The organism is Shinella daejeonensis, assembly GCF_024281235.1.
GTDB lineage: Bacteria > Pseudomonadota > Alphaproteobacteria > Rhizobiales > Rhizobiaceae > Shinella > Shinella daejeonensis.
The window spans coordinates 116,544-139,462 of the sequence record NZ_JAHWXY010000001.1 but is presented as its reverse complement, the minus strand read 5'-3'; the positions used below and the strand labels follow the sequence as shown (position 1 = coordinate 139,462).

Here is a 22,919-nt window from a genome sequence, read left to right as displayed (position 1 = left end):
CCGCCTTGTATTTGCCGGTGCCTGGGTGCACACCGTAAGGGTCGAACCGACATCTGCAAGAAAGCTGCAAGGAGCCTGCCATGACGATCCTATCCGTTCCCGAATTGACGATATGCGGCATCGATGAGCTTCAGGCGCAGAGCGGGCGGCGTGTGACGCATGTGCTTTCCGTCCTCGATCCGGATTATCCGGAGATCGAGGCGTTCACCAACTACGGCGATCACCATCGCACGACGCTCCGCTTCCACGATATCATCGCACCGGACCCGAACCGGCTGATGCCGCAGCAGGAACATGTCGAAGCCATCCTGCGGTTCGGCGAGGAATTCGCGGACAGCCGCGAAAGCGGCCGCGACGCGCACCTGCTCGTGCATTGCCACATGGGCGTATCGCGCTCCACCGCCGCGATGCTGGCCTTGATGGCGCTCGCCGCCCCGCAGGAGGAGGCCGAAAGCCTGTTTGCGCGCCTCGTCGCCGTCCGGCCGCAAGCCTGGCCGAACTCACGCATGGTGACCTATGCCGACGAGCTTCTGGGCCGCAAGGGGGCTCTCGTCACCGCGTTGCGCCATCACTACGGTCGCCAGCTTGTCGCGCAACCCCGCTTCAGCGAATGGATGGTCCAGCTCGGGCGGGGCGCGGAACTCGACATGGCGGTGCCGGTCTGACGGCGCCGGAGACCCTTTTCCTTCAGGTCCGTTTCGCGGTGCGCTTCAAAGGCCGGATTTAGCGACTTGTTATCGTCGCATTGGTCCTTTAGGCTCTGGCCATTCAGTCGGGCACAAGTCCCGCTCCGCTCGGAAGGAGGCCTTGATGGACATGCTTCATGATGCGGCGCATACCGGAATTTTCGAGCCGCAGGATGTCGTCATCCTGCAAAAAGCTTTCGCTTGCATCAATGCGACGGATCCCCGGGCGCGGGACGAAGAAAGCGCGCGTTCGCTCGCCCGCTCCATCATCGCGCTCTATCGTCAGGGCGTCCGCGATCCCCAGAAGATCGCCGATAGTCTCCACGCCGGCCGCAATTGAGACTCCGTTTCCGGTATTGCGTCAGGAAATGCGAACACAACGGGTACATTTAACCAGACATCAACCATAGGTGCGTATTATCCGGCGGGCGAGCGAAGCTTCGTTCGCATTTTTGCCATGTTGTTGGCATGATTAACGCACTGTTATCGACTGAATGGCAATGACGACGCGCCTGCCGGGGGCAAGGCAGGCGGGTCGATACTACCCTTGGGGACGAAAGCGGCGTGGGACAGCATACACTTGAAAACGGCAAAAGGCGCTTCGGCAGGAAGATCCGTCTTTTGGCCATTCCCTTCCTCTGCGCTGGCCTCGCCGCCTGCGCGACGACGACGCCGCCGCCCAAGAAGAAGGCACGAAGCAAGGAATTCTTCGCAGAATCCGAATATGGCGTGAAGGCGAGCCCCCGCGTCGTTCAGGAAGGAAGTTCCGTTCCCAAGGGGGGCGGGCGCTATCAGGTCGGAAAGCCCTATCAGGTGCGGGGCAAATGGTACAAGCCGGAAGAAAATCCGAACTATAGCAAGGTCGGCCTCGCGTCCTGGTACGGTTCGGCCTTTCACGGCCGCCAGACGGCAAATGGCGAAATCTACGACAAATATCATCTCTCGGCGGCCCATCCCACGTTCCCCCTGCCGAGCTACGCCCGGGTGACGAACCTCGACACCGGCACATCCGTCGTCGTCAGGGTCAACGATCGCGGTCCTTTCCACGACAATCGCATCATCGACGTCTCCTCCAAGGCGGCCGACCTCTTGGAAATGAAGCGCAACGGCACGGCCAAGGTGCGTGTCGAATATGTCGGCAAGGCCCGGATGGACGGCCACGACATGCCGTATCTGATGGCATCCTACATCCCGAAGGGATCGCGCGTTCCGGCGGTCGATCCGGGCGGGCAGATCGCGACGGGCGTGATGGTCGCATCCGCCGATCCCCGTTCGCTGCCCGACAGCGGCGAAAACATCCTGCGGGTTCCGACGCCGGCCAGCGGCACGATGACGGCGCTGGCCGAAACGTCGACATCCGCGCCGGACGCCTTCCAGGCGCTGGAACAATTCTCCCTGCTGCCGGACGTCGGCCCGATGCCTGTCGAGCGGCCGAATTTCGTTCCGGGCTTTGCGGCCGATCCCAGCTACGCCTCGGCCTATGCCGACGAGCGGGTGCGGGACGCAGCCGGCGCTTTCGATGCGATCCTTCATCTCGATGGCTCCTTGACGCCGCTTTCGGGGCCGACCGGCAATGCCGGTTAGATTGCTCCCCTGGCCCGTCGTTCCGGCGGCGCGGCGCGGCGATCCGCACCGGGAGCCGTTTGCGTGGCGCGCAGCGACATGAAAAGGTGACGACAGTCCTGGAGTCGCCATGCATCGTCGCCTTTTCGCCTGCCTCATCCTGTTTCTACTCTCCGCGGCCGCCGCCTTCGGGCAGCAGCCGGTGGCGGGATTCGACGTCAAGGCGCGGCAGGTCTACCTGATCGAGGCCGAAACGGGCACTGTTCTGCTCGCCCGGAACGAGGACCGGCCGGTTCCCGCCGCCTCGCTCGCCAAGCTGATGACGATGGCCGTGGTCTTCAAGGCGCTGAAAAATGGCGATACCACGCTGGAGACGACCTATCCGGTAACGGAACATGCGTGGCGCACCGGCGGCGCGCCGTCGCGCACCGCCACGATGTTTGCGGCGCTGAAGTCGAATATCCGGGTGGAGGATCTTTTGCGCGGCATCGCCGTGCAATTCGCCAATGATGCCTGCATCATTCTGGCGGAAGGGCTTGCCGGTTCCGAAAGCGCCTTTGCCGCACGCATGACGCAGGAGGCGAGGGCGCTCGGGCTCGACAGCCTGAATTTTGCCAATGCGACCGGTCTGCCGTCCCCGCAAAACCGGGTGACGATGCGCGAGACGGTCCTGCTGGCCCACCACCTGATGACCGCCTATCCCGAGTATCTGCACTATTACGACGAGCCGGAATTCGAGTGGAACAAGATCCGGCAGCGCAATCGCAATCCGCTGCTGGCGCTTGATCTCGGCGTCAGCGGATTTACGACCGGCTATTCGGAGGAGGACGGCTATTCCATCGTCGCCTCCGTCAGCCGCGACGGCAAGAAACTCATCTTCGCCATGGGCGGCATCGAGACGGACAAACTGCGCGTCTCGGAGTCGCGCCGGCTGATCGAATGGGCGCTTTCCACCTTCGAACGCCGCACGCTGTTCGAGGCAGGCGAAACCGTTGCCGAGGCGAGCGTCTACGGCGGCGCGGTCTCCAGGGTTCCGCTCGTTGCGGACAGCAAGGTGGATGTGTTCCTGCCCGTCGACAACTCCCAGCGCCTGACGGCGCGCGTCGTCTATACCTGGCCCATCCGCGCGCCGGTGGAGCCGGGGCGGGAGGTGGGTGTGCTGCGGATTTCCAACGACACGCAATTGTTGCGGGAAGTCCCCGTCCGCACGGCCGCCGCCGTCGGCGTGGGCAGCCTGCGCTCCCGCGCGCTCGACGCGATGCTGGAACTGCTGTTCTTCTGGCTTTGAGAAAAGGCCGAAAGCCGTTTCGCCAACGGGTAACATCGGTTAGTAGTGGTTCGAAACGCCGCCCGCCCGGGTGGATTGTGAAATGCTGATGCGTCGCCTTGCTGCGACGATGGGAATGGAAACGGGACGTGGCGGCCGCACCGGGTTTGTTTGTCACATTCGAAGGCGGCGAAGGGGCCGGCAAATCGACGCAGATCAGGCGGCTGGCCGCAGCGCTGCGCCAACGGGGGTTCCGCGTCCTGGAGACCCGCGAGCCCGGCGGCTCGAAAGGGGCGGAAGCGGTGCGCCATGTGCTGCTTTCCGGCGCGGCCGAACCGTTCGGCGTGCGCATGGAGGCGATCCTTTTCGCCGCCGCGCGCAGCGACCATGTGGAACGCGTCATCCGGCCGGCGCTTGCCGAGGGTGTGGTGGTGCTTTGCGACCGCTTCCTGGATTCCTCCCGCGTCTATCAGGGCATCACCGGCAATCTGGAACCGGCTTTCGTCGAGACGCTGGAGCGGGTGGCGATCAACGGCGTCGCGCCCGACTGCACCATCGTCTTCGATCTTCCCGCAATCGTCGGGCTGGAGCGCGCCCGCCGGCGCGCCGATCATCAAGGTGAGGACACGCCTGACCGTTTCGAGAGGGAAGAACTGGAAACGCACGAGAAACGCCGCGAAGCCTTTCTCGACATCGCCATGCGCGAGCCGGAGCGCTGCCGGGTGATCGATGCCACGAAGCCGGAAGAACAGGTCGCCGTCGAAATTCAGGCCATCGTCGAGCCGCTGCTGCCGGTGGCGGGGCAAATACCGACGCCGGCCCCGGAGACCGCGCCATGAGCGCGGATCGTCCCGATGTGCTCGATGGCGCGCGCCACCCCGCCGAGCAGACGGCGCTGTTCGGCCATGCGGAGGCGCAGGCGTTCCTCGCGCGGTCCTATCGCTCCGGCAAGGGCCATCACGCCATCCTGATGGAGGGACCGCAAGGGATCGGCAAGGCGACGCTCGCCTTCCGCTTCGCCAATCATGTCCTCAGCCATCCGGAACCCTTGCAGGCGCCGGAAACCATCGCCGATCCCTCGCCCGACTCGATCGTGACACGGCAACTCGTCGGCGGCGCCTCGCATCATCTCCTGCACATCTCCCGACCGGCGGATGAGAAGACCGGCAGGCTGAAATCCGCCATCACCGTCGATGAGGTCCGCAAGGCCGGAAAGTTCCTCGCGCAGACCTCGGGCACGGGAAACTGGCGCATCGTGATCATCGATCCGGCGGACGATCTCAACCGCAGCGCCGCCAACGCCATCCTCAAGATCCTCGAGGAACCGCCAAAGCGGGCGCTGTTCCTCGTGCTGACCCATGCGCCGGGCAAGCTGCTGCCGACCATCCGGTCGCGCTGCCTGCCGCTCTCGCTGTCACCGTTGTCGTCAGCCGACCTCGCCTCGGCGCTCGAAAGTCTTGGCGCGATGCCATCCGGCGCACGGGCAGGGGAGGTGCTCGACGCCGCCCATGGCAGCGTCTCGCAGGCCCTCAAGCTCGTCAACTATGGCGGGTTCGATATTCTGGAAGCCTTCCGGACGATCGTCGCAAGTGAGAAGGACGCGCCGCGCCGCGACGTGCACAAGCTGGCCGAAGTGCTCTCGGCGAAAGACAGCGATATCGTCTTCGGCTTCTTCTGCCAGCATGTCTGCGACTTCGTGACGGACGCGGCACGCCAGGCAGCCCAGGCAGGCGACCTGCCGCGTGCCGACCGGCTGGCCGCGCTTTCCAGCGAGATCGTCGAAAGGATCGGCGTGGCGCAGGCCTATAATCTCGATCGCAAGCAGACGATTATCGGCCTTCTCGACGATATCCGGGCTGCGCTTTGACGGAAAGCCGCAGGGGCGGGGGAAAGCTGCTTTCCCTGTCCGCCCGCATGGGCTATTAGCCTACGGCATCGCATCCTCCCAGCCAGACCGGACCCATGACCGATACGTCTCCTTATTACATCACCACCGCCATCTCCTATCCGAACGGCAAGCCGCATATCGGCCATGCCTACGAACTGATGGCGACAGATGCCATGGCGCGCTACGAGCGCCTCGACGGGCGGGACGTGTTCTTCCTGACGGGAACCGACGAGCACGGCCAGAAGATGCAGCAAACAGCACGTAAGGAAGGCATTTCACCGCGCGAGTTAGCGGAAAAGAATTCCGCTGAATTCAAGAAGATGGCGGTTCTTCTTAATGCATCGAACGATGATTTCATCCGCACCACCGAAGCCCGCCACCATGAAGCCAGCCGCGAGATCTGGCGGCGCATGGCGGCCAGCGGCGATATCTACAAGGGCGGCTACGCGGGCTGGTATTCGGTGCGCGACGAAGCCTACTATCAGGAGAGCGAGACGGAGCTGCGCGCCGACGGCGTGCGCTACGGGCCGCAGGACACGCCCGTGGAATGGGTGGAGGAGGAAAGCTATTTCTTCCGCCTCTCCGCCTATCAGGACCGGCTCCTGAAGCATTATGAAGAAAACCCGGACTTCATCGGGCCTGCCGAACGCCGCAATGAGGTGATTTCCTTCGTCAAGTCGGGTCTCAAGGACCTGTCGATCTCCCGCACCACCTTCGACTGGGGCATCGAAGTGCCGGACGATCCGGCGCATGTCATGTATGTCTGGGTCGACGCGCTCACCAACTATGTGACCGCGACCGGCTATCTCACCGACCCCGACGGCCCGCGCGCGAAATACTGGCCGGCCAACCTTCATGTCATCGGCAAGGACATCATCCGGTTTCATGCCGTCTACTGGCCGGCCTTCCTGATGTCGGCCGGGCTGCCGCTGCCGGGCCGCGTCTTCGCCCACGGATTCCTGCTCAACAAGGGCGAGAAGATGTCGAAGTCGCTCGGCAATGTGGTCGACCCGGAAAACCTGGTGAACCATTTCGGGCTGGACCAGATCCGCTATTTCTTCCTGCGGGAAGTCTCCTTCGGCCAGGACGGAAGCTATAGCGAAGAGGCGATCGCAACGCGCATCAATTCCGATCTCGCCAACGGCATCGGCAATCTCGCCAGCCGCTCGCTATCGATGATCGTCAAGAACTGCGATGGGAAAATCCCGGAATGCGGCGAGCTGACCGATGCCGACCGGGCAATGCTCGCTTCCGCCGATGCGCTGCATGGCGCAACCCGCGAGGAGATGAACCGGCAGCAGATTCACAGGGCGCTGGCGGCGATCATCGCCGTCGTCTCCGAGGCCGACCGTTATTTTGCCGGCGAAGCACCCTGGGCGCTGAAGAAGACCGATCCGGCCCGCATGGGCACGGTGCTCTATGTCACGGCGGAAGTGGTGCGCCAGATCGCCATCCTGTTGCAGCCTTTCATGCCGCAGTCGGCGGTAAAGCTGCTCGATCTGGTGGCCGTGCCGGCGGACAGGCGCGGTTTTTCCGCACTCGGGCCGACTGGCCGCCTCGTCAGCGGCACGGCGCTCGACGCGCCGACGCCGGTCTTCCCGCGCTACGTCGCGCCGGAGGCGTGAAGGGCGATGCTGATCGACTCCCATTGCCATCTGGATTTTCCGGATTTCGAGGCGGAACGCGACGAGATCGTCGCGCGGGCGCATGCGGCCGGCATCGGGCAGATGATCACCATCTCCACACGCGTCCGACGCTTCGCGAACATCCTCGCCATCGCGGAAAAATATCCGACGGTGTTCTGCTCCGTCGGCACCCATCCGCACTATGCGGATGAGGAACTGGATATTTCCGTTTCGCAACTCGTGGAACTGTCGCGCCACCCCCGTGTCGTCGCCATCGGCGAGGCGGGCCTGGACTATCATTACGACAATGCACCGCGCGAGGCGCAGGCCATCGGCCTGCGCAACCATATCGCCGCAGCGCGCGAGACCGGCCTGCCGCTGGTCATCCATAGCCGTTCGGCCGATGAGGACATGGCGGCGATCCTGACGGAGGAAACGGGGAAGGGGGCTTTTCCCTTTCTGCTGCATTGCTTCACGGCCGGCCCGGAGCTTGCCCGCACCGGCGTCGAACTGGGCGGCTATATCTCCTTTTCCGGTATCCTGACCTTCCCGAAATCGGAAGAATTGCGGGCGATCGCCCGCACCGTTCCACCGGAGCGCATGCTGGTCGAGACCGATGCGCCCTATCTCGCGCCGAAGCCGTTCCGCGGCAAGCGCAACGAGCCGGCCTATGTGACCCATACCGCCGCCGTGCTTGCCGATACCATCGGCGTGAGCATGGAGGAGATTTCCCGCATCACCACGGAAAACGCCTTCCGCATCTTCTCGAAAATGCCGAAGGTATAGTGCTTTGGTCTACCGGCGTCGCTTCACGATTCTCGGTTGCGGCTCGTCGCCCGGCGTGCCGCGCATCACCGGCGACTGGGGCGCCTGCGATCCCGAGAATCCGAAGAACCGCCGCAGCCGCGCCGCCTTTCTCGTCGAGCAGATCGGCCCGGAGGGCCTTACGACCGTGGTTATCGACACCGGGCCGGATTTCCGCGAGCAGATGATCGCAAGCGGCGTCCAGGCCATCGACGCGGTGCTATATACGCATGGCCACGCGGACCATATCCACGGCATCGACGATATCCGCGGCTTCGTCCTGCACAATCACCGGCAGGTGCCGATCTGGGCCGACGCCTTTACGATGGCGCGCATCCACGAGGGCTTCGGCTATTGCCTCAAGACGCCGCCGGGCAGCATGTATCCGCCGATCGTCACGGAAAACCTGATCGAGCCGATGGATCGGCCGCTGACGATCTTCGGAGCAGGGGGGCCGATCACCTTCCAGCCGCTCGTCCAGGTTCACGGTTCGATCCACTCGCTGGGGTTCCGCATCGGCGACGTCGCCTATTGCAGCGATGTCAGCGATTTTCCCGACGACACGCTGCCGCTGCTTTCCGGTCTCGACGTGCTCGTCATCGACGCGCTGCAATATCGCTTCCATTCCAGTCATCTGTCATTGTCGCAGGCGCTGCAATGGATCGACCGGCTGAAGCCGGCACGGGCGATCCTGACCCATATGCATGTGCCGCTCGACTATGACACCGTGGCGCGGGAGACGCCGGACCACGTCGAGCCCGCCTATGACGGATTGCGTTTCGAATTCGTCATTCCGGAGCCTCTTTCCGTTCCGGAAAAGTAGGGCCGTTCAGGAAAAATAGGGCCGCTCAGGAAAAGTAGGGCTTGAGATTGGTGCGGATGCGCTCAAGCACCGTGGCTCCGGACAAATCGGGCACGAACGTATTGCCGGTGATTTTCTCAAAGGCCTCCCTGTAGACCTTCGACGTCTGCTCGATAATGTCGCGGGGAATTTCCGGGATCGGATCCTTGTAGGGATCGCAGCGTTCCGTGACCCAGGCGCGCACGAAATCCTTGTCGAAGCTTGCCGGTCGTCCACCTTCGGCGAAGGTCCTTTTATAGCTGTCGGCAATCCAGTAACGGCTCGAATCCGGTGTATGGATCTCGTCCGCCAGCACGATGCGGCCGTCCTTGTCGGTGCCGAATTCGTATTTCGTGTCGACGAGGATCAGTCCGCGTTCGGCCGCGCGGCTCTGGCCACGCGCAAAAAGCGCCAGCGCGTGGCGCGACACGGTTTCCCATTGCTCGGCCGTCAGCAGGCCCTTGGAAAGGATCTCCGCGCCGGACAACGGCTCGTCGTGGCCGCCGTCGAAGGCCTTGCTGGTGGGCGTTATGATCGGTTCGGGCAGTTTCTCGTTGTCTTTCAGGCCGTCCGGAAGCCGGATGCCATACATCTCGCGCTCGCCCTTGCGGTATTTGGTGAGGATCGAGGTGCTGGTGGTGCCGGCAAGATAACCGCGTACGACAATTTCAACCGGCAGGATGTCGAGCCGGGTGCCGATGACGACGTTCGGATCCGGATAATCGAGCACATGATTGGGGCAGATATCCGCCGTTTCCTCGAACCAGTAGCGCGCCGTCTGGGTCAGGACCTGGCCCTTGAACGGAATGGACGTCAGGATGACGTCGAAGGCGCTGAGCCGGTCGGTCGCGATGATGATGCGTCGTCCGTCGGGAAGATCGTAATTCTCGCGAACCTTGCCCTTGTAGCGGTTCGGCAATTCCGGAATATGGGCGTCGGAGAGAGTGCGCAAATCGCTCATCGGCATGGCCTTCGGGTTGGTGTCCATTTTGCATTTCCGCTTACGGCCCGCAACCGCATGGGGTCAAGACGGAAAGGACCGAGCGCCCACATACCGCACAGCAACGGCCGATCTTTCATGGACGATAGTTCCATAATCTATCTTATGCGATTATTGTGTGTAGCCGGGTGGGTTCAAGGATGAAGTGCGACTTGCGAATGATACCAATGGGTTGTCACTCGCAAGGACGCTGCAATGAAACGCGCCTACTCCTCCAGCCGACCGGTATGATCGCGATCGTGCCTGTATCGTCTTGCAAGCGGAAATGGCGGCAGCCAGGATTCGCGGCGGACGGTCCAGCTTTCGTAGGTCGGCATCAACTGGTCGGGCGCGTCCAGAGAACCGAGGTTGATTTCGATCTCGTCCGCGGTGCGTGCGAAAACGGACGAGCCGCAGTGCGGGCAGAAAAATCGCCCCGCGTAATCGCGGGTCTCGCCCTCGATCCTCACGGCATCCTCCGGAAAGATCGCCGAAGCATGAAAAAGAGCACCGTGGTGCTTGCGGCATTCGAGACAGTGACAAAGGCCGACCCGATATGGGCGTCCTGACGCCGCGATCCGGACGTTTCCGCAAAGGCAACCACCTGAAAAATGGTCCATGCAGTGTCTCCTTCAAGATCAGAAAGATGGAATTTTTATAATGAATGCCATCCTTCGTCCATAAAGGATGCGATGCCCTGTCGACTGTCTGACTTCACCGCTTCGCATAGCACAATCAGGGATTGTCACTCTTGTTGATACTGTAGAATCCCATCGTTCAATCTGACGAACAGTGTGTTCAACATCGTGATCTTATTTTTACGGTCCCGAAAACCCATCTATTACTTATCGAAACGGACAGACCGCTTCGAGCGACAAACAAACAATCAAGGTGACTGAAATGAAAAAAATCGCTCTCTCCGCCGCTGCTTTCGCCCTTGCTGCCGGTTCTGCTTTCGCAGCCATGCCCGTCAGCGGCGCTGTCCAGTCCTATGACCCCGCGGCCCGCGTCATCACGTTCGTAAGCGGCAAGACCGTCGCCATCGCCTCCGACGTCGCCATTCCGGCGAACCTCGGCGCCGGCTCCCACGCCACGGTGCAGATGAACGACGCCGGTGATGCCGGGATCGTGGTTCTCAGCCGCTAACAGTCCCCGGAATTCCTTTCCTGGCTTTTCAGGCCCGCTCTCCTGTCCGGATAGCGGGTCTTTTTATGTTTCGATCGCCCACATCCTTTGCTGGACCTCACCGGTTCACGCCCCTAGAATCGGAGACGCGGAGGATTCGCCCGATGAAACTTGCCCTTGCCCTGATGCTCTGCGTCTCCCTTTCCGTTGCGCCGGATACGACGCCGGAGGACCCGACATTTGTCGTGCAGGAAATCATCGAGCAACAAATCCGGGCCTTTATGAAGGACGACGCCGCGACCGCCTATGCGCTCGCGTCGCCGCCGGTTCGCGAGCGGTTCCGGACCGGGGCGGGTTTCCTCGATATGGTGAAACAGCAATATGCCCCGGTCTACCGGCCCGGCAATTTTGCTTTCGGTCGGGTGAAGCTGGAACAGAATGCAGTGGTGCAGGAAGTATTGATTTCCGGTCCGGACGGCAAGGACTGGACGGTGCTTTACCAGCTTGTGCGCCTGCCGGACGATAGCTGGCGTATCAACGGCATGCATCTGGTGCGCGCCGCGCCAGGCCCCGGTATCTGAGCGGTCCCCCTGTCGAGGGGATGAACGCCCCTCGCCCCGATCCTCTCCGCAATTATCTGCGACACTTGCACGGGCTGGAAGCGATAGCGCTCCGGGCAACTCGCGCCGTGCCAATGATCCTTACCGCACACTGACGGGATAACACCATATCGTTCATTTCTAGTGAACGATATGGTCAATATTTATCGTCTTCTCTGAACGATCCTGCGCGTCTATCTATTCCTCATCGAAACGGACAGACCGCTTCGAGCGACAAACAAACAAGGTGACTGAAATGAAAAAAATCGCTCTCTCCGCCGCCGCTTTCGCCCTGATCGCCGGTTCCGCTTTCGCAGCCATGCCCGTCAGCGGCGCGGTCCAGTCCTATGATCCCGCGGCCCGCGTCATCACGTTCGCAAGCGGCAAGACCGTCGCCATCGCATCCGACGTCGCCATTCCGGCAAACCTCGGCGCCGGCTCCCATGCCACGGTGCAGATGAACGACGCCGGCGACGCCGGGATCGTGGTCCTCAGCCGCTAACAGTGCCCGGAATTCCTTTCCTGACTTTTTTCAGGCCCGCTATCCCATTCGGATAGCGGGTCTTTTTGACGACGTCTCTTTCATCGCCGATGGGGGGTCTGGTGTCCGGCGACCGGCGTCCTTACAACGGCGCCAGATCCCCCCTCGCCCAGCCATCCGCGGTTTCCGCCGTAAATTCGGTAAAACGCCCATCCTCGATCGCCTTTCGGCTGCCGGCCATCAGGTCCTGATAGTAGGAAAGATTGTTCCAGGTCAGCAGCATGCCGCCGAGCGACTCATTGGCGCGCACGAGATGATGCAGATAGGCCCGCGAATAGTCGCGGGCGGCCGGGCAATTCGATTCTGCGTCGAGCGGACGCATATCCTCCGCATGGCGCGCATTGCGCAGGTTGATACGGCCGTGGCGGGTGAACGCGAGACCGTGGCGACCGGCGCGTGTCGGCATCACGCAATCGAACATGTCAATGCCGCGCGCAATCGATTTCAGCATATCGTCGGGCGTGCCGACGCCCATCAGGTATCGCGGTTTTTGCTGCGGCAGATGCGGAACGGTCGCATCGATCATGTCGAGCATGACGGCCTGCGGTTCGCCGACGGCAAGACCGCCGATGGCGTAGCCCTTGAGATCGAGCCCGGCGAGCGCTGCGGCCGAGCGCTCGCGCAAAGGCGCGATATCGCCGCCCTGCACGATACCGAACATCGCCTTGCCGGGCTGGTCACCGAAGGCCACCTTGCAGCGCTCCGCCCAGCGAAGCGACATCTCCATGGCCCGCTCGATTTCCTTCGGAGCGGCCGGCAGCGCCACGCATTCGTCGAGCTGCATCTGGATATCGCTGTCGAGCAGGCCCTGGATCTCGATGGAGCGCTCCGGCGACATATGATGCAGCACGCCATCGATATGGCTCTTGAAGGTCACGCCCTTTTCATCGAGCTTGCGCAGCCCGGCCAGAGACATCACCTGAAAGCCGCCGGAATCGGTGAGGATCGGCCAGGGCCAGCGGATAAGCTCGTGCAGGCCGCCAAGGCGTGCGACGCGCTCCGGGCCGGGCCGCAGCATCAGGTGATAGGTGTTGCCAAGGATGATATCGGCCCCGAGATCGCGGACCTGGTCGAGATACATCGCCTTGACCGTGCCCGCCGTGCCGACAGGCATGAAAGCCGGTGTGCGGATCGTGCCGCGCGGCATGCTGACCGCGCCGCGCCGCGCCTTGCCATCGGTGGCAAGCAGCTTGAACTGGAAGGTCTGTGTCATCGCTCGTCCCGGAAAAGCAGGCTGGAGTCGCCGTAGGAATAGAAGCGGTAGCCGGTCGCGATCGCATGGGCATAGGCGTCGCGCATCGTCTCAAGACCGCTGAAGGCCGAAACGAGCATGAAAAGCGTCGATTTCGGCAGATGGAAATTGGTCATCAGCATGTCGGCGGTGCGGAAGCGATAGCCGGGCGTGATGAAGATGCCCGTCGCACCCGACCATGGCCTGATCGTGCCATCCGCATCGGCGGCACTTTCGAGCAGCCGCAGCGAGGTCGTGCCGACGGAGACGATCCGCCCGCCCCTCGCCTTGACCGCGTTGAGTGCCGCGGCCGTTTCTTCCGCAACGTAGCCGATCTCCTCATGCATGACGTGATCGGCCGTATCGTCGGCCTTGACCGGCAGGAACGTTCCGGCGCCGACATGCAGCGTCACGAAATGCCGTTCCACGCCGAGGGCGTCGAGATTGCGGAAAAGGGAATCGGTGAAATGCAGGCCTGCGGTGGGTGCCGCGACGGCGCCTTCCTCGCGGGCATAGATGGTTTGATAATCCCGCCGGTCGGCCGCGTCCTCGTCGCGTCTGGCGGCGATATAGGGCGGCAAGGGGATATGGCCCACGCCTGCGATGGCGCGATCGAGTTCCGGGCCGGAAGCATCGAAGTGAAGCGCGACCTCGCCGCCCTCGCCCTTTTCCCCGACCGTCGCCGAAAGTTCCCCGGCCGCGCCGAACGATATGCGATCGCCGGTCCTGATGCGTTTTGCCGGCCGGGCGAAGGCTTTCCAGCAATTGGCGGCGGTGCGCATGTGCAGCGTTGCGGAAATCTTCTGGCCGGTGGCGCCGTCACGGCGGCGAATGCCTTCCAGTTGTGCGGGGATGACCCGCGTATCGTTGAAAACGAGCGCATCGCCGGGCCGAAGCAGACCAGGCAGGTCGCCCACCGTCCGATCCTCGCAGGCCGGCCGGCCCCCCGGGCGCACGACAAGCAATCTCGCGGCCTCGCGCGGCGTGACGGGGCGAAGCGCGATAAGGTCTTCCGGCAGATCGAAATCGAAGAGGTCGACGCGCATGGGGGCCTCAGAAGACGCGGATCATAAGCGCGCCGGCAACGAGCAGCACCGCGCCCGCAACCCGGCCGAGGGAAAGCTCGCGCACCGCCATGCCGAGAAAGCCGATCCGGTCGAGCAGCAGGCCGGCGAGAAGCTGGCCCGAGACGGCAAACGCCATGACGGCGGCGGCGCCGATGCGGGGCGTCAGATAGATTGCGGTCGTGACATAGACCGTGCCGAGAACGCCGCCGACGACATAGAGCCAGCCATCGGGCGTGCGCCAGGCGGGAGCCCGGCCTTCGAACGCCGTCACCACCAGCACGAGGAACGCCAGCACGATCGCGCCGGCGACAAAGGAAATGCAGGCCGCCGCAACCGGCATGCCGAGACCCCGGCCGAGCAGCGCATTGATGGGTGCCTGGATCGCGATGCAAGCGCCGGCGGCCACGGCGAGCAGCGCCCATAGGAATGCAGCCATATCAATACTCTTGCAAAAGCGACAAAAGAAAACCGCGCCCGCTGGAGGCGAGCGCGGTTGAAATCGACGGTTTTCTATCAGGCCGTAACGTCTGCGGCAACCTTCATCGAAACGATGGAATCGGGATCGCTCACCGGCTCGCCACGCTTGATCTTGTCGATGCTTTCCATGCCTTCGATAACCTGGCCCCAGACCGAATACTGCTTGTTGAGCCAGGGCGCATCGGTGAAGCAGATGAAGAACTGCGAATTCGCGGAATTCGGCGCCTGGCTGCGCGCCATGGAGCAGGTGCCGCGCACATGGCTCATGTTGGAGAATTCGGCCGCAAGATCCGGCTTGTCGGAGCCGCCCATGCCCGCGCGGGACGGGTTGAAGTTCTCGCCGCCCTTCTTGCCGAACTTGACGTCGCCGGTCTGCGCCATGAAGTCCTCGATGACCCGGTGGAAAACGACGCCGTCATAGGCGCCTTCCCGCGTCAATTCCTTGACACGCGCTACATGGCCCGGGGCGAGATCGGGAAGAAGCTGGATGACCACCCTGCCCTTCGTGGTCTCCATGATGACGGTGTTTTCCGGGTCCTTGATCTCGGCCATGGTTTTCTCCTTCTCGAAAATGAAATGTGGGACGCAAGCGGGTCACTCGCCCGCCGTTACCTTGATCATGCGGTCGGGATCGTTCACCGAACCGTTGGCGGCTTCGTCGCCGCGCTTGATCTTGTCGACGTTCTCCATGCCTTCGATGACCTTGCCGACGACCGTGTACTGGCCGTTCAGGAAGTCGCCGGGCGCGAACATGATGAAGAACTGCGAATTGGCGGAATTCGGATCCTGCGAGCGCGCCATGCCGACCGTGCCGCGCTCGAAAGGCACCTCGGAAAACTCCGCCGGCAGGTTCGGCTTGCTGGAGCCGCCCGTGCCGGCGCGCTGCGGCTGATAGCCATCTTCCATATCGCCGAATTCCACGTCGCCGGTCTGGGCCATGAAGCCGTCGATCACCCGGTGGAAGGCGACATTGTCATATTCCCCGGCGGTGGCCAGTTCCTTGATCCGTTCGACGTGTTTCGGCGCCACATCCGAAAGAAGCTCGATGACGACCGGGCCGTCCTTGAGCTGGATCGTCAGGTTCTCGGCGGCCTGGGCGAGCGTCGCGCCGGCGGCACAAGCGACGAAAGCGGCTCCGGCGAAGGCGATGCGAAGGATATTCATGATGGGTTCTCTCAAGCGTTGCTATGGAACGACGTTCAGCCCTCGCGCCTTGCGCTCAGGGCTTCGAAAACGGGCGCGGGAACGAAAGACCTGATATCGCCACCCATAGCCGCGATCTGGCGGACCAATGTGGCGGTAATGGGCCGCGAGAGGGCGCCGGCCGGCAGGAACACCGTCTGGACATCGGACGCCATCTGCCGGTTCATGCCCGCCATCTGCATTTCGTAATCGAGATCGGTTCCGTCGCGCAATCCGCGGATGAGGAGACCGGCGCCATATTCGCGCGCCGCGTCGACGACGAGGTTATCGAAGGAGACGACGCTCACGTCCTGCGCCCGCTCGGGAAGCACGGCGGCAATCGAACGGCGGATCAGGTCCGCGCGCTCATGGAAAGAAAAGAGCGGCGTCTTGCCGGGATGAATGCCGATCGCCACGATGACCTTCGGCGCGACGTTCAACGCCTGCACCAGCACATCGACATGGCCGTTGGTGATCGGATCGAAGGATCCGGGATAAAAGGCAATGGTCATCGGCAAGGCCTCGTTTGCCGCCTTGTGTCACGGACGGCCGGTTTCCGCAAGGCTCCAGGTTCCCCGGCCTGCGGTTGTCCCCGTTCGCGAACCTGAATGGCGCGTGAACGGGGCGTTCAAGCGTGTTTCAGCCCGATTATGGCTGAATGACCAATGTCGGGAACAAACGGCGCAATCGCGCATTGCAGGTTCGACACCTTGAAACCACGTATCGCGTTTCCTCTGGCTGGAAGGAAAGTCGCAATGGCCCTCGCTATTTTCTGCATGACCATGTTCATCGCCATGACTGCCGCAACGCTGCATGCGCTGCGGCAGGAGGCTCGCCCCGTCGCGCCGAAGTCCGCGATCCGCGGCAAATGGCTGCGCTAGGCGAGGAGGCAGAATGGAAGCGGTCGGCATTCTTTTCGCCCTGTTCATCAGCGTCGTCTTCACCGTCGACTTCGCGCATACCATTCGCGAGATCAACAAGGATCGCGCGATGCTGAAACGCAACAGGCTCAAGACACGGACAGGCGGTTTCGGCGTGTGAGCCCCCGTCACGACGCGGTGCGCGTTGCCTCCAGGCGCTCCGCGACATTGAAAAGCCGGACGGTCGTTCCCTGCCCGTCCGGCTTTTTCGTTTGCATCAGGCTGTCGGGGTCTATTCCCCGGTCGCCTCTATCTCGCCGTTCCCCTCGACGCCGTCGGCAAGGCTCTCCTCCTCGCCATCATCGTCGTCGCTCTCCGGCTCGCTGATGCGCTCGACCGATACGACCTTTTCATCCCTTGCGGTCGAGAAGATCGTCACGCCCTTGGTGGCGCGGCTGGCGATGCGGATACCGTGCACCGGCACGCGGATGAGCTGGCCGCCGTCGGAGACGAGCATGATCTGGTCGGTTTCCTCGATCGGGAATGCAGCGACCAATTCGCCGATCTCGCCGGTTTTCGACGTATCGGTGGCGCGGATCCCCTTGCCGCCGCGACCCGACGTGCGGAAATCATAAGACGACGAGCGCTTGCCGAACCCCTTTTCCGACACGGTCAGGACGAATTCTTCGCGGCCCTTGAGTTCCTGGTAGCGCTCCTCGGAAAGCTCGCCCATTTCCCCGACTTCCTCACCGACAAGGGCGATTTCGTCGTCGTCCGCGCCGCTTGCGCGCCGCTCGGCGGCGGAGCGTTTCAGATAGGCGGCCCGCTCCCACGGTTCGGCGCTCACATGGCTGACGATCGACATCGAGATGATGCGATCGGCGTTGCCGAGCGAAATGCCCCTTACGCCGACCGAATTGCGGCCGGCAAAGACCCGCACGTCATCCACCGGGAAGCGGATGCACTGGCCAAGCGCCGTCGTCAGCAGCACGTCGTCGCGATCCGTGCAGACCTCGACATTGAGGATCTCGTCGCCCTCTTCCTCGAGCTTCATGGCGATCTTGCCGTTGCGATTGACCTGGACGAAGTCGCCGAGCTTGTTGCGCCGGACCGTGCCGCGCGTCGTGGCGAACATCACGTCGAGGTCCTGCCAGGTCGATTCGTCCTCGGGCAGCGGCAGGATCGTGGTGATGCGCTCGCCGGGCTCGATCGGCAGCATGTTGATGAGCGCCTTTCCCTTCGATTGCGGGGTTCCGATCGGCAGACGCCAGACCTTTTCCTTGTAGACGATGCCACGCGAGGAGAAGAAAAGGACCGGCGTATGCGTATTGGCGACAAAGAGACGGGTTGCGAAATCCTCGTTCTTCATGGCCATGCCGGAGCGGCCCTTGCCGCCGCGGCGCTGGGCGCGATAGGTGGCGAGCGGCACGCGCTTGACATAGCCGGCGTGCGAGACCGTGACCACCATGTCCTCGCGGGCGATCAGGTCCTCGTCGTCCATGTCCGGGCCGCCGTCGGCGATCTCGGTGCGGCGCGGCGTGCCGAACTCGTCGCGAACGACCGCAAGCTCGTCCTTGACGATGGTCATGATGCGCAGGCGCGACGACAGGATGTCGAGATAATCCTTGATCTCGTCGCCGATCTTGTTCAATTCGTCATCGATCTCGTCGCGACCCAGCGCCGTGAGGCGGGCGAGGCGCAGTTCGAGAATGGCGCGGGCCTGTTCCTCGGAGAGATTGTAGGTCAGATCCTCGTTGATCCGGTGACGCGGATCGTCGATCAGGCGGATCAGGCTTTCGACGTCCTTCGCCGGCCAGCGGCGCTCCATCAGCTGCTCGCGCGCCGTCTGCGGATCGGGCGCGCGGCGGATGAGGTTGATCACCTCGTCGATATTGGCGACGGCGATGGCGAGGCCGACCAGGACGTGAGCGCGATCGCGCGCCTTGCGCAGAAGATATTTCGTGCGGCGGCTGACGACCTCCTCGCGGAAGGCGATGAAGGCGCGCAGCATGTCGAACAGGGTCATCTGTTCCGGCTTGCCGCCGTTCAGCGCCACCATGTTGCAGCCGAAGGAGGTCTGCAGCGGCGTATAGCGGTAGAGCTGGTTGAGGATGACCTCCGCGTTGGCGTCGCGCTTCAGCTCGATGACGACGCGATAGCCCTCGCGGTCGGATTCGTCGCGCAGGTCCGAGATGCCCTCTATCCGCTTGTCGCGCACCAGTTCGGCCATCTTCTCGATCATCGTCGCCTTGTTCACCTGATAGGGAATCTCGGTGATGATGATCTGCTCGCGGTCGCCGCGCATCGGCTCGATACGGGCGACGCCACGCATGATGACGGAGCCGCGGCCGGTCTCATAGGCATGCTTGATGCCGGAGCGGCCGAGGATCATCGCCCCGGTAGGAAAGTCGGGGCCGGGGATGATCTGCATCAGCTCCGGCAGTTCCATTGCCGGATTGTCGATCAGCGCGATGCAGCCGTTGATGACTTCGCCGAGGTTGTGGGGCGGGATATTGGTCGCCATGCCGACGGCGATGCCGCCGGCGCCGTTGACGAGCAGGTTCGGGAACTTCGCAGGGACGACGACGGGCTCCGCAAGCGTACCGTCGTAGTTGTCGCGAAAATTGACCGTATCCTTGTCAAGGTCGTCGAGCAGAGAATGCGCGGCCTTCTGGAGGCGGCATTCCGTATAACGCTGGGCGGCCGGCGGATCGCCGTCGACCGAGCCGAAATTGCCCTGGCCGTCGATCAGCGGCAGGCGGAGCGACCAGTCCTGGGCCATGCGCGCAAGCGCATCGTAGATGGCGGAGTCGCCGTGCGGATGGTATTTACCCATCACGTCACCGGTCACGCGGGCCGACTTCACATATTTCTTGTTCCAGTCGACGCCCATCTCGCTCATCGAGTAGAGGATGCGCCGGTGCACGGGCTTGAGGCCGTCGCGCACGTCGGGAAGCGCGCGGCTGACGATCACGCTCATGGCGTAATCGAGATAGGAGCGCTGCATCTCCTCGACGATGGAAATAGGTTCAATGCCGGGAGGGGTCTTGCCGCCGGGGGTCGCTTGGTCTGTCAATGCCGATCACGATCTTTGTTCAGAATCATTCGGGAATTTATAGCCTACCAGCGCTGTCAGCGCCAATTTCGTGCGCGGTTTTGAACAGGCTTTTCCGATATAAGCCGCCGATTTCCGCTTTTTCGTGGCCGCCCCGCCGCCCGACGGGCAACGCCCTTCCCTCACCCGCCGCTCTCGCCTAGAAATGCCGGTGCGCGGCGTGGCGAGGAGGCCGGTCCGCACGGGAGGAGAACGGCCGGATGTTCGACATCGATCATATCGTCAACGCCACGACAACCCTGCTCGTCACCATCGACCCGCCGGGGCTCGCGCCGATCTTCCTCGGCCTGACCGTCGGCATGACCCGGGCGCAGCGCCGCCTCGTGGCGTTGCGCGGGTCGATTATCGCCTTCTGTATCCTCGCCGTCTTCGCGCTGACCGGTTCGGCCGTGCTGTCGCTTCTCGGGATCTCCATCGGAGCCTTTCGGATCGCCGGTGGACTGCTGCTCTTCTGGATCGCCTTCGAGATGATTTTCGAACGGCGCAACGAGCGCAAGGAAAAGACCAGCGAGGTCGCCATCACCCGCGACCATATGCACAATATCGCCGCCTTTCCGCTCGCCCTGCCGCTGATCGCCGGTCCGGGCGCGATCTCGGCGACGATTCTGCTTGCCGGTTCTTTTCCCTCGGCGCTGGAACGGCTGGAACTGATCGGCGTGCTGGCCGCCTGTATCGGCATCCTTTTCCTGTCTCTCGTCATCGCCGAACGGGTCGACCGCTTCCTCGGGGCGACGGGACGCGCGATCCTGACGCGGCTTCTCGGCGTCATTCTCGCCGCCCTGTCGGTGCAATTCGTCGTGGACGGCGTTCGCTCGGCCTTCAGCCTGTAGGCGGCCGTCCGCCCCCGTCTTCCCATCCAGCCACCCTATGCCTGCCTTCCCTGCTGCAAAGCACTCTGATATATCACGGCGTGTCTAGCGCTATTTGCGACATGGCGAGGCGTGATATATCAGAAGGGGCAAACATGCCGGAACCGACGACACCGTTGTCCCACCTCGCCTATCGCGCGCTCGAAGGCGCAATCGTCACCTTGAAACTGAAACCGGGAGCGATGGTCACCGAAAAGCAGCTCGTCGAGCTTGCCGGCCAGGGCCGCACGCCGGGGCGCGAGGCGATCCAGAAACTGGAATGGCAGGGCCTGCTGGAGGTGCGTCCCCGGGCCGGGCTGCGTATAGCCGCTATCGGGCCGGAGGATCATGCCGATGTCATGCAGGCGCGCGGTCGGCTGGAGCCTTTGGCCGCCGATCTGGTGGCGCGTCATGCCGGGGAAGATCATCGCAGGCGGCTTGTCGTCTGCGCTCAAGCCATGACGGCCTGCGCCATCGATCTCGATGCGGAGGGGTTTCTGGCGGCTGACACGGCCTTCGACGAGGTCATGGAAGACGCCTGCCCCAACCGGTTTCTGACAGCGAGCCTCGCGCCCCTCAGGACCCATTCACGCCGTCTCTGGTTCTCCAGAACCGACGACCGGCGCATGGAGCGTTCGATCGAACTGCACGTCCGGGTCATTCGCGCCATCCGCCAAGCGGACGGGCCGCTCGCCGCCACCGCCATGGCGGACCTTATGGACCACCGCACAGCCTGACCTGGAACGTCTCAGTCGACGAAGGCGCGCTCGATGACGAATTCGCCGGGCTTGCTGTTGGCACCTTCCGTCAGCCCTGCCGTTTCCAGCAGCGCCTTGGTGTCCTTCAGCATGGCGGCGGACCCGCAGATCATGCCGCGATCGACGGCGGGATCGAACGGCGGCAGGCCGAGATCATCGAACATCTTTCCGCTGCTGATCAGATCGGTGATGCGTCCGCGGAACGGATAGTCCTCCCGCGTGACCGTCGCATAGTGACGCAGCTTGTCGCCGACGATCTCCGACAGGAATTCGTGATTGCGGATCCCCTCGATCAGGTCGAAGCCGTATTGCAGCTCCGCCACTTCGCGGCAGGTATGCGTCAGGATGACCTCGTCGAATTTCTCGTAGGTTTCCGGATCGCGGATAAGGCTCGCGAAGGGGGCGATCCCGGTGCCGGTCGAGAACATATAGAGGCGCTTGCCGGGCGTCAGGGCGTCGAGCACGAGCGTACCGGTCGGCTTCTTGCGCATCAGCACCGTATCGCCGGGCTTAATCTTCTGAAGGTGCGAGGTCAGTGGCCCGTCCGCCACCTTGATGGAAAAGAACTCCAGTTCCTCATCCCAGGCGGGGCTGGCGACGGAGTAGGCGCGATAGATCGGCTTGCCGTCCACCACGAGGCCGATCATCGCGAATTCGCCCGAGCGGAAGCGGAAGCTTTCCGGCCGCGTCATGCGGAACCGGAACAGATGGTCCGTATAGTGCTGCACCTCCGTCACCGTCTCGGCGAAGACGCCGGCGGGCACGCTGGTCGCGAATTCCTGTTGTTTGGCAGGTGCGTTCATGCTCGGATCGATCCTGAGTTTACGTGTCTGCTTCCGGATGCAGCCAATAGGACAAATAGGTCGGCAAAGGAAGCACTTCCATTCCATTGCGCGCATTGGTCGCGCAATTTTCGGTGTTCCCCTGCCAGCGGGAAAGCTCCCGCCGGTTCAAACCGCCGGCCGGGCCAGCCGCCGCCAGCTATAGGAACCGGCAGCAACGGAAGGTTGGGCCGCCGGCTGATAGTGAACGTCGATGCCGGGCAGGCGTCTTTCGGCAAGCCGTTTCAACGCCGTGGCATTGGTGACGGCAAAGCTGTCGATGCCGCAGCGAAGCATGTGCGGGATCTGATCGATCAGCACGTCGCCGACCGCCCTCACCTCTCCGGCATAGCCAAGGCGCGACCGCAGAAGCGCCGCATGGCTGAAGGAACGCCCGTCGCTGAAAGCCGGGAAAGCGAGCGCGACGAGCGCCAGCCGGTCGAGATGGCCTTCCAGCCGGCGGATGTCGTCGGCAGGCTGGATCAGCACGCCCAGCCCGGTTTCCGCCGTTTCCGCGACCCGTTCGAGGAAATCGTCGAGGGAGAGGAGAACCTTCTCGTTCGAACCCGCCTTGGTTTCCTCCGTCTCGACGAGCCAGGGATCGTCGGTCACGAAGCCGGCTTCGTTCCAGATTTTCATCAT

27 protein-coding genes are annotated in these 22,919 nt (G+C 63.0%); 16 read left to right on the top strand and 11 right to left on the bottom strand.

Annotated features, from left to right (window positions below; all coding sequences use genetic code 11):
- The first annotated feature begins 80 nt into the window (after window positions 1–80).
- From KYK29_RS00685 to KYK29_RS00645, 9 genes are all read left to right on the top strand, one after another.
- Window positions 81–665, top strand: a complete 585-nt coding sequence (locus KYK29_RS00685; RefSeq protein ID WP_254688931.1) for a tyrosine phosphatase family protein — start codon at window positions 81–83, stop codon at window positions 663–665.
- A 145-nt stretch (window positions 666–810) separates the two neighbouring features.
- Window positions 811–1,026: a hypothetical protein gene (locus tag KYK29_RS00680; RefSeq protein WP_254688930.1), complete on the top strand. Its 216-nt coding sequence runs from the start codon at window positions 811–813 to the stop codon at window positions 1,024–1,026.
- Between the two features lie 224 nt (window positions 1,027–1,250).
- Window positions 1,251–2,270, top strand: coding sequence for a septal ring lytic transglycosylase RlpA family protein (locus KYK29_RS00675; RefSeq protein ID WP_254688929.1), 1,020 nt, complete (start codon window positions 1,251–1,253; stop codon window positions 2,268–2,270).
- 109 nt (window positions 2,271–2,379) lie between these two features.
- A complete protein-coding gene (locus KYK29_RS00670) occupies window positions 2,380–3,537 on the top strand; it encodes a D-alanyl-D-alanine carboxypeptidase family protein (protein ID WP_254688928.1) in 1,158 nt (385 codons plus the stop codon).
- Window positions 3,538–3,665: 128 nt separating this feature from the next.
- On the top strand, window positions 3,666–4,355 hold the full coding sequence (tmk, locus tag KYK29_RS00665; RefSeq protein ID WP_254688927.1) for a dTMP kinase: 690 nt from the start codon (window positions 3,666–3,668) through the stop codon (window positions 4,353–4,355).
- Window positions 4,352–5,383: a DNA polymerase III subunit delta' gene (locus KYK29_RS00660; RefSeq protein ID WP_254688926.1), complete on the top strand. Its 1,032-nt coding sequence runs from the start codon at window positions 4,352–4,354 to the stop codon at window positions 5,381–5,383. The genes tmk and KYK29_RS00660 overlap by 4 nt, the downstream gene beginning before the upstream one ends.
- 95 nt (window positions 5,384–5,478) lie before the next feature.
- Window positions 5,479–7,029, top strand: a complete 1,551-nt coding sequence (gene metG, locus KYK29_RS00655; RefSeq protein WP_254688925.1) for a methionine--tRNA ligase — start codon at window positions 5,479–5,481, stop codon at window positions 7,027–7,029.
- A 6-nt stretch (window positions 7,030–7,035) separates the two neighbouring features.
- Window positions 7,036–7,815 (top strand): TatD family hydrolase, encoded by a 780-nt coding sequence (locus tag KYK29_RS00650; protein ID WP_254688924.1) that lies wholly within the window; start codon window positions 7,036–7,038, stop codon window positions 7,813–7,815.
- Window positions 7,816–7,819: 4 nt separating this feature from the next.
- Window positions 7,820–8,656: an MBL fold metallo-hydrolase gene (locus KYK29_RS00645; protein WP_254688923.1), complete on the top strand. Its 837-nt coding sequence runs from the start codon at window positions 7,820–7,822 to the stop codon at window positions 8,654–8,656.
- A gap of 25 nt (window positions 8,657–8,681) precedes the next feature.
- Here the strand turns inward: KYK29_RS00645 and KYK29_RS00640 are convergent, their stop codons facing one another.
- A complete protein-coding gene (locus tag KYK29_RS00640; protein ID WP_254690036.1) occupies window positions 8,682–9,626 on the bottom strand; it encodes a phosphoribosylaminoimidazolesuccinocarboxamide synthase in 945 nt (314 codons plus the stop codon).
- Between the two features lie 254 nt (window positions 9,627–9,880).
- Window positions 9,881–10,273 (bottom strand): GFA family protein, encoded by a 393-nt coding sequence (locus KYK29_RS00635; protein ID WP_254688922.1) that lies wholly within the window; start codon window positions 10,271–10,273, stop codon window positions 9,881–9,883.
- A 280-nt stretch (window positions 10,274–10,553) separates the two neighbouring features.
- Between KYK29_RS00635 and KYK29_RS00630 the strand changes: the two genes are divergently transcribed.
- From KYK29_RS00630 to KYK29_RS00620, 3 genes are all read left to right on the top strand, one after another.
- Complete coding sequence (locus tag KYK29_RS00630) at window positions 10,554–10,799, top strand: hypothetical protein (RefSeq protein ID WP_254688921.1); 246 nt, start codon at window positions 10,554–10,556, stop codon at window positions 10,797–10,799.
- A gap of 143 nt (window positions 10,800–10,942) precedes the next feature.
- Window positions 10,943–11,359 carry a DUF4864 domain-containing protein gene (locus tag KYK29_RS00625; protein ID WP_254688920.1) on the top strand — a complete coding sequence of 139 codons (417 nt, stop codon included), beginning with the start codon at window positions 10,943–10,945 and terminating at the stop codon, window positions 11,357–11,359.
- Between the two features lie 274 nt (window positions 11,360–11,633).
- A complete protein-coding gene (locus KYK29_RS00620) occupies window positions 11,634–11,879 on the top strand; it encodes a hypothetical protein (RefSeq protein WP_254688919.1) in 246 nt (81 codons plus the stop codon).
- A 121-nt stretch (window positions 11,880–12,000) separates the two neighbouring features.
- Here the strand turns inward: KYK29_RS00620 and tgt are convergent, their stop codons facing one another.
- From tgt to coaD, 6 genes are all read right to left on the bottom strand, one after another.
- Complete coding sequence (tgt, locus tag KYK29_RS00615) at window positions 12,001–13,131, bottom strand: tRNA guanosine(34) transglycosylase Tgt (RefSeq protein WP_254688918.1); 1,131 nt, start codon at window positions 13,129–13,131, stop codon at window positions 12,001–12,003.
- The gene (queA, locus tag KYK29_RS00610) at window positions 13,128–14,195 is read right to left on the bottom strand and encodes a tRNA preQ1(34) S-adenosylmethionine ribosyltransferase-isomerase QueA (RefSeq protein ID WP_254688917.1); all 1,068 of its coding nucleotides are present in this window, start codon (window positions 14,193–14,195) and stop codon (window positions 13,128–13,130) included. Before queA ends, tgt begins: the two co-directional genes overlap by 4 nt.
- Before the next feature lie 7 nt (window positions 14,196–14,202).
- Window positions 14,203–14,652 (bottom strand): DMT family transporter, encoded by a 450-nt coding sequence (locus tag KYK29_RS00605; protein WP_254688916.1) that lies wholly within the window; start codon window positions 14,650–14,652, stop codon window positions 14,203–14,205.
- A 77-nt stretch (window positions 14,653–14,729) separates the two neighbouring features.
- Window positions 14,730–15,245 carry a peptidylprolyl isomerase gene (locus tag KYK29_RS00600; RefSeq protein WP_254688915.1) on the bottom strand — a complete coding sequence of 172 codons (516 nt, stop codon included), beginning with the start codon at window positions 15,243–15,245 and terminating at the stop codon, window positions 14,730–14,732.
- Between the two features lie 42 nt (window positions 15,246–15,287).
- Window positions 15,288–15,857, bottom strand: coding sequence for a peptidylprolyl isomerase (locus KYK29_RS00595; RefSeq protein ID WP_254688914.1), 570 nt, complete (start codon window positions 15,855–15,857; stop codon window positions 15,288–15,290).
- A gap of 35 nt (window positions 15,858–15,892) precedes the next feature.
- Window positions 15,893–16,387, bottom strand: a complete 495-nt coding sequence (coaD, locus tag KYK29_RS00590; RefSeq protein WP_254688913.1) for a pantetheine-phosphate adenylyltransferase — start codon at window positions 16,385–16,387, stop codon at window positions 15,893–15,895.
- 243 nt (window positions 16,388–16,630) lie between these two features.
- On the opposite strand from coaD, the gene KYK29_RS22420 reads away from it, so the two are divergent.
- Window positions 16,631–16,756, top strand: coding sequence for a hypothetical protein (locus tag KYK29_RS22420; protein WP_302795365.1), 126 nt, complete (start codon window positions 16,631–16,633; stop codon window positions 16,754–16,756).
- Window positions 16,757–16,769: 13 nt separating this feature from the next.
- On the top strand, window positions 16,770–16,916 hold the full coding sequence (locus tag KYK29_RS00585) for a hypothetical protein (RefSeq protein WP_254688912.1): 147 nt from the start codon (window positions 16,770–16,772) through the stop codon (window positions 16,914–16,916).
- 111 nt (window positions 16,917–17,027) lie between these two features.
- Here KYK29_RS00585 and gyrA read toward each other — a convergent pair whose 3' ends face one another.
- Window positions 17,028–19,811, bottom strand: coding sequence for a DNA gyrase subunit A (gene gyrA / locus KYK29_RS00580; protein WP_254688911.1), 2,784 nt, complete (start codon window positions 19,809–19,811; stop codon window positions 17,028–17,030).
- 239 nt (window positions 19,812–20,050) lie between these two features.
- Between gyrA and KYK29_RS00575 the strand changes: the two genes are divergently transcribed.
- Together KYK29_RS00575 and KYK29_RS00570 are read left to right on the top strand one after the other, a co-directional pair.
- The gene (locus KYK29_RS00575; protein ID WP_254688910.1) at window positions 20,051–20,680 is read left to right on the top strand and encodes a MarC family protein; all 630 of its coding nucleotides are present in this window, start codon (window positions 20,051–20,053) and stop codon (window positions 20,678–20,680) included.
- Window positions 20,681–20,814: 134 nt separating this feature from the next.
- Window positions 20,815–21,435: a GntR family transcriptional regulator gene (locus KYK29_RS00570; protein WP_254688909.1), complete on the top strand. Its 621-nt coding sequence runs from the start codon at window positions 20,815–20,817 to the stop codon at window positions 21,433–21,435.
- Between the two features lie 11 nt (window positions 21,436–21,446).
- Here the strand turns inward: KYK29_RS00570 and KYK29_RS00565 are convergent, their stop codons facing one another.
- Together KYK29_RS00565 and KYK29_RS00560 are read right to left on the bottom strand one after the other, a co-directional pair.
- A complete protein-coding gene (locus KYK29_RS00565) occupies window positions 21,447–22,259 on the bottom strand; it encodes a ferredoxin--NADP reductase (protein ID WP_254688908.1) in 813 nt (270 codons plus the stop codon).
- Window positions 22,260–22,406: 147 nt separating this feature from the next.
- Window positions 22,407–22,919, bottom strand: coding sequence for a DUF934 domain-containing protein (locus KYK29_RS00560; protein ID WP_254688907.1), 513 nt, complete (start codon window positions 22,917–22,919; stop codon window positions 22,407–22,409).

What these genes read in the sequence shown, in the direction of transcription:
- KYK29_RS00685 (WP_254688931.1), top strand. Translation starts at nt 81, where the DNA reads ATGACGATCCTATCCGTTCCCGAATTGACGATATGCGGCATCGATGAG.
- KYK29_RS00680 (WP_254688930.1), top strand. Translation starts at nt 811, where the DNA reads ATGGACATGCTTCATGATGCGGCGCATACCGGAATTTTCGAGCCGCAG.
- KYK29_RS00670 (WP_254688928.1), top strand. Translation starts at nt 2,380, where the DNA reads ATGCATCGTCGCCTTTTCGCCTGCCTCATCCTGTTTCTACTCTCCGCG.
- KYK29_RS00660 (WP_254688926.1), top strand. Translation starts at nt 4,352, where the DNA reads ATGAGCGCGGATCGTCCCGATGTGCTCGATGGCGCGCGCCACCCCGCC.
- metG (WP_254688925.1), top strand. Translation starts at nt 5,479, where the DNA reads ATGACCGATACGTCTCCTTATTACATCACCACCGCCATCTCCTATCCG.
- KYK29_RS00650 (WP_254688924.1), top strand. Translation starts at nt 7,036, where the DNA reads ATGCTGATCGACTCCCATTGCCATCTGGATTTTCCGGATTTCGAGGCG.
- KYK29_RS00635 (WP_254688922.1), bottom strand. Translation starts at nt 10,273, where the DNA reads ATGGACCATTTTTCAGGTGGTTGCCTTTGCGGAAACGTCCGGATCGCG.
- KYK29_RS00630 (WP_254688921.1), top strand. Translation starts at nt 10,554, where the DNA reads ATGAAAAAAATCGCTCTCTCCGCCGCTGCTTTCGCCCTTGCTGCCGGT.
- KYK29_RS00625 (WP_254688920.1), top strand. Translation starts at nt 10,943, where the DNA reads ATGAAACTTGCCCTTGCCCTGATGCTCTGCGTCTCCCTTTCCGTTGCG.
- KYK29_RS00620 (WP_254688919.1), top strand. Translation starts at nt 11,634, where the DNA reads ATGAAAAAAATCGCTCTCTCCGCCGCCGCTTTCGCCCTGATCGCCGGT.
- tgt (WP_254688918.1), bottom strand. Translation starts at nt 13,131, where the DNA reads ATGACACAGACCTTCCAGTTCAAGCTGCTTGCCACCGATGGCAAGGCG.
- queA (WP_254688917.1), bottom strand. Translation starts at nt 14,195, where the DNA reads ATGCGCGTCGACCTCTTCGATTTCGATCTGCCGGAAGACCTTATCGCG.
- KYK29_RS00605 (WP_254688916.1), bottom strand. Translation starts at nt 14,652, where the DNA reads ATGGCTGCATTCCTATGGGCGCTGCTCGCCGTGGCCGCCGGCGCTTGC.
- KYK29_RS00600 (WP_254688915.1), bottom strand. Translation starts at nt 15,245, where the DNA reads ATGGCCGAGATCAAGGACCCGGAAAACACCGTCATCATGGAGACCACG.
- KYK29_RS00595 (WP_254688914.1), bottom strand. Translation starts at nt 15,857, where the DNA reads ATGAATATCCTTCGCATCGCCTTCGCCGGAGCCGCTTTCGTCGCTTGT.
- coaD (WP_254688913.1), bottom strand. Translation starts at nt 16,387, where the DNA reads ATGACCATTGCCTTTTATCCCGGATCCTTCGATCCGATCACCAACGGC.
- KYK29_RS22420 (WP_302795365.1), top strand. Translation starts at nt 16,631, where the DNA reads ATGGCCCTCGCTATTTTCTGCATGACCATGTTCATCGCCATGACTGCC.
- KYK29_RS00585 (WP_254688912.1), top strand. Translation starts at nt 16,770, where the DNA reads ATGGAAGCGGTCGGCATTCTTTTCGCCCTGTTCATCAGCGTCGTCTTC.
- KYK29_RS00575 (WP_254688910.1), top strand. Translation starts at nt 20,051, where the DNA reads ATGTTCGACATCGATCATATCGTCAACGCCACGACAACCCTGCTCGTC.
- KYK29_RS00570 (WP_254688909.1), top strand. Translation starts at nt 20,815, where the DNA reads ATGCCGGAACCGACGACACCGTTGTCCCACCTCGCCTATCGCGCGCTC.
- KYK29_RS00565 (WP_254688908.1), bottom strand. Translation starts at nt 22,259, where the DNA reads ATGAACGCACCTGCCAAACAACAGGAATTCGCGACCAGCGTGCCCGCC.
- KYK29_RS00560 (WP_254688907.1), bottom strand. Translation starts at nt 22,919, where the DNA reads ATGATGAAAATCTGGAACGAAGCCGGCTTCGTGACCGACGATCCCTGG.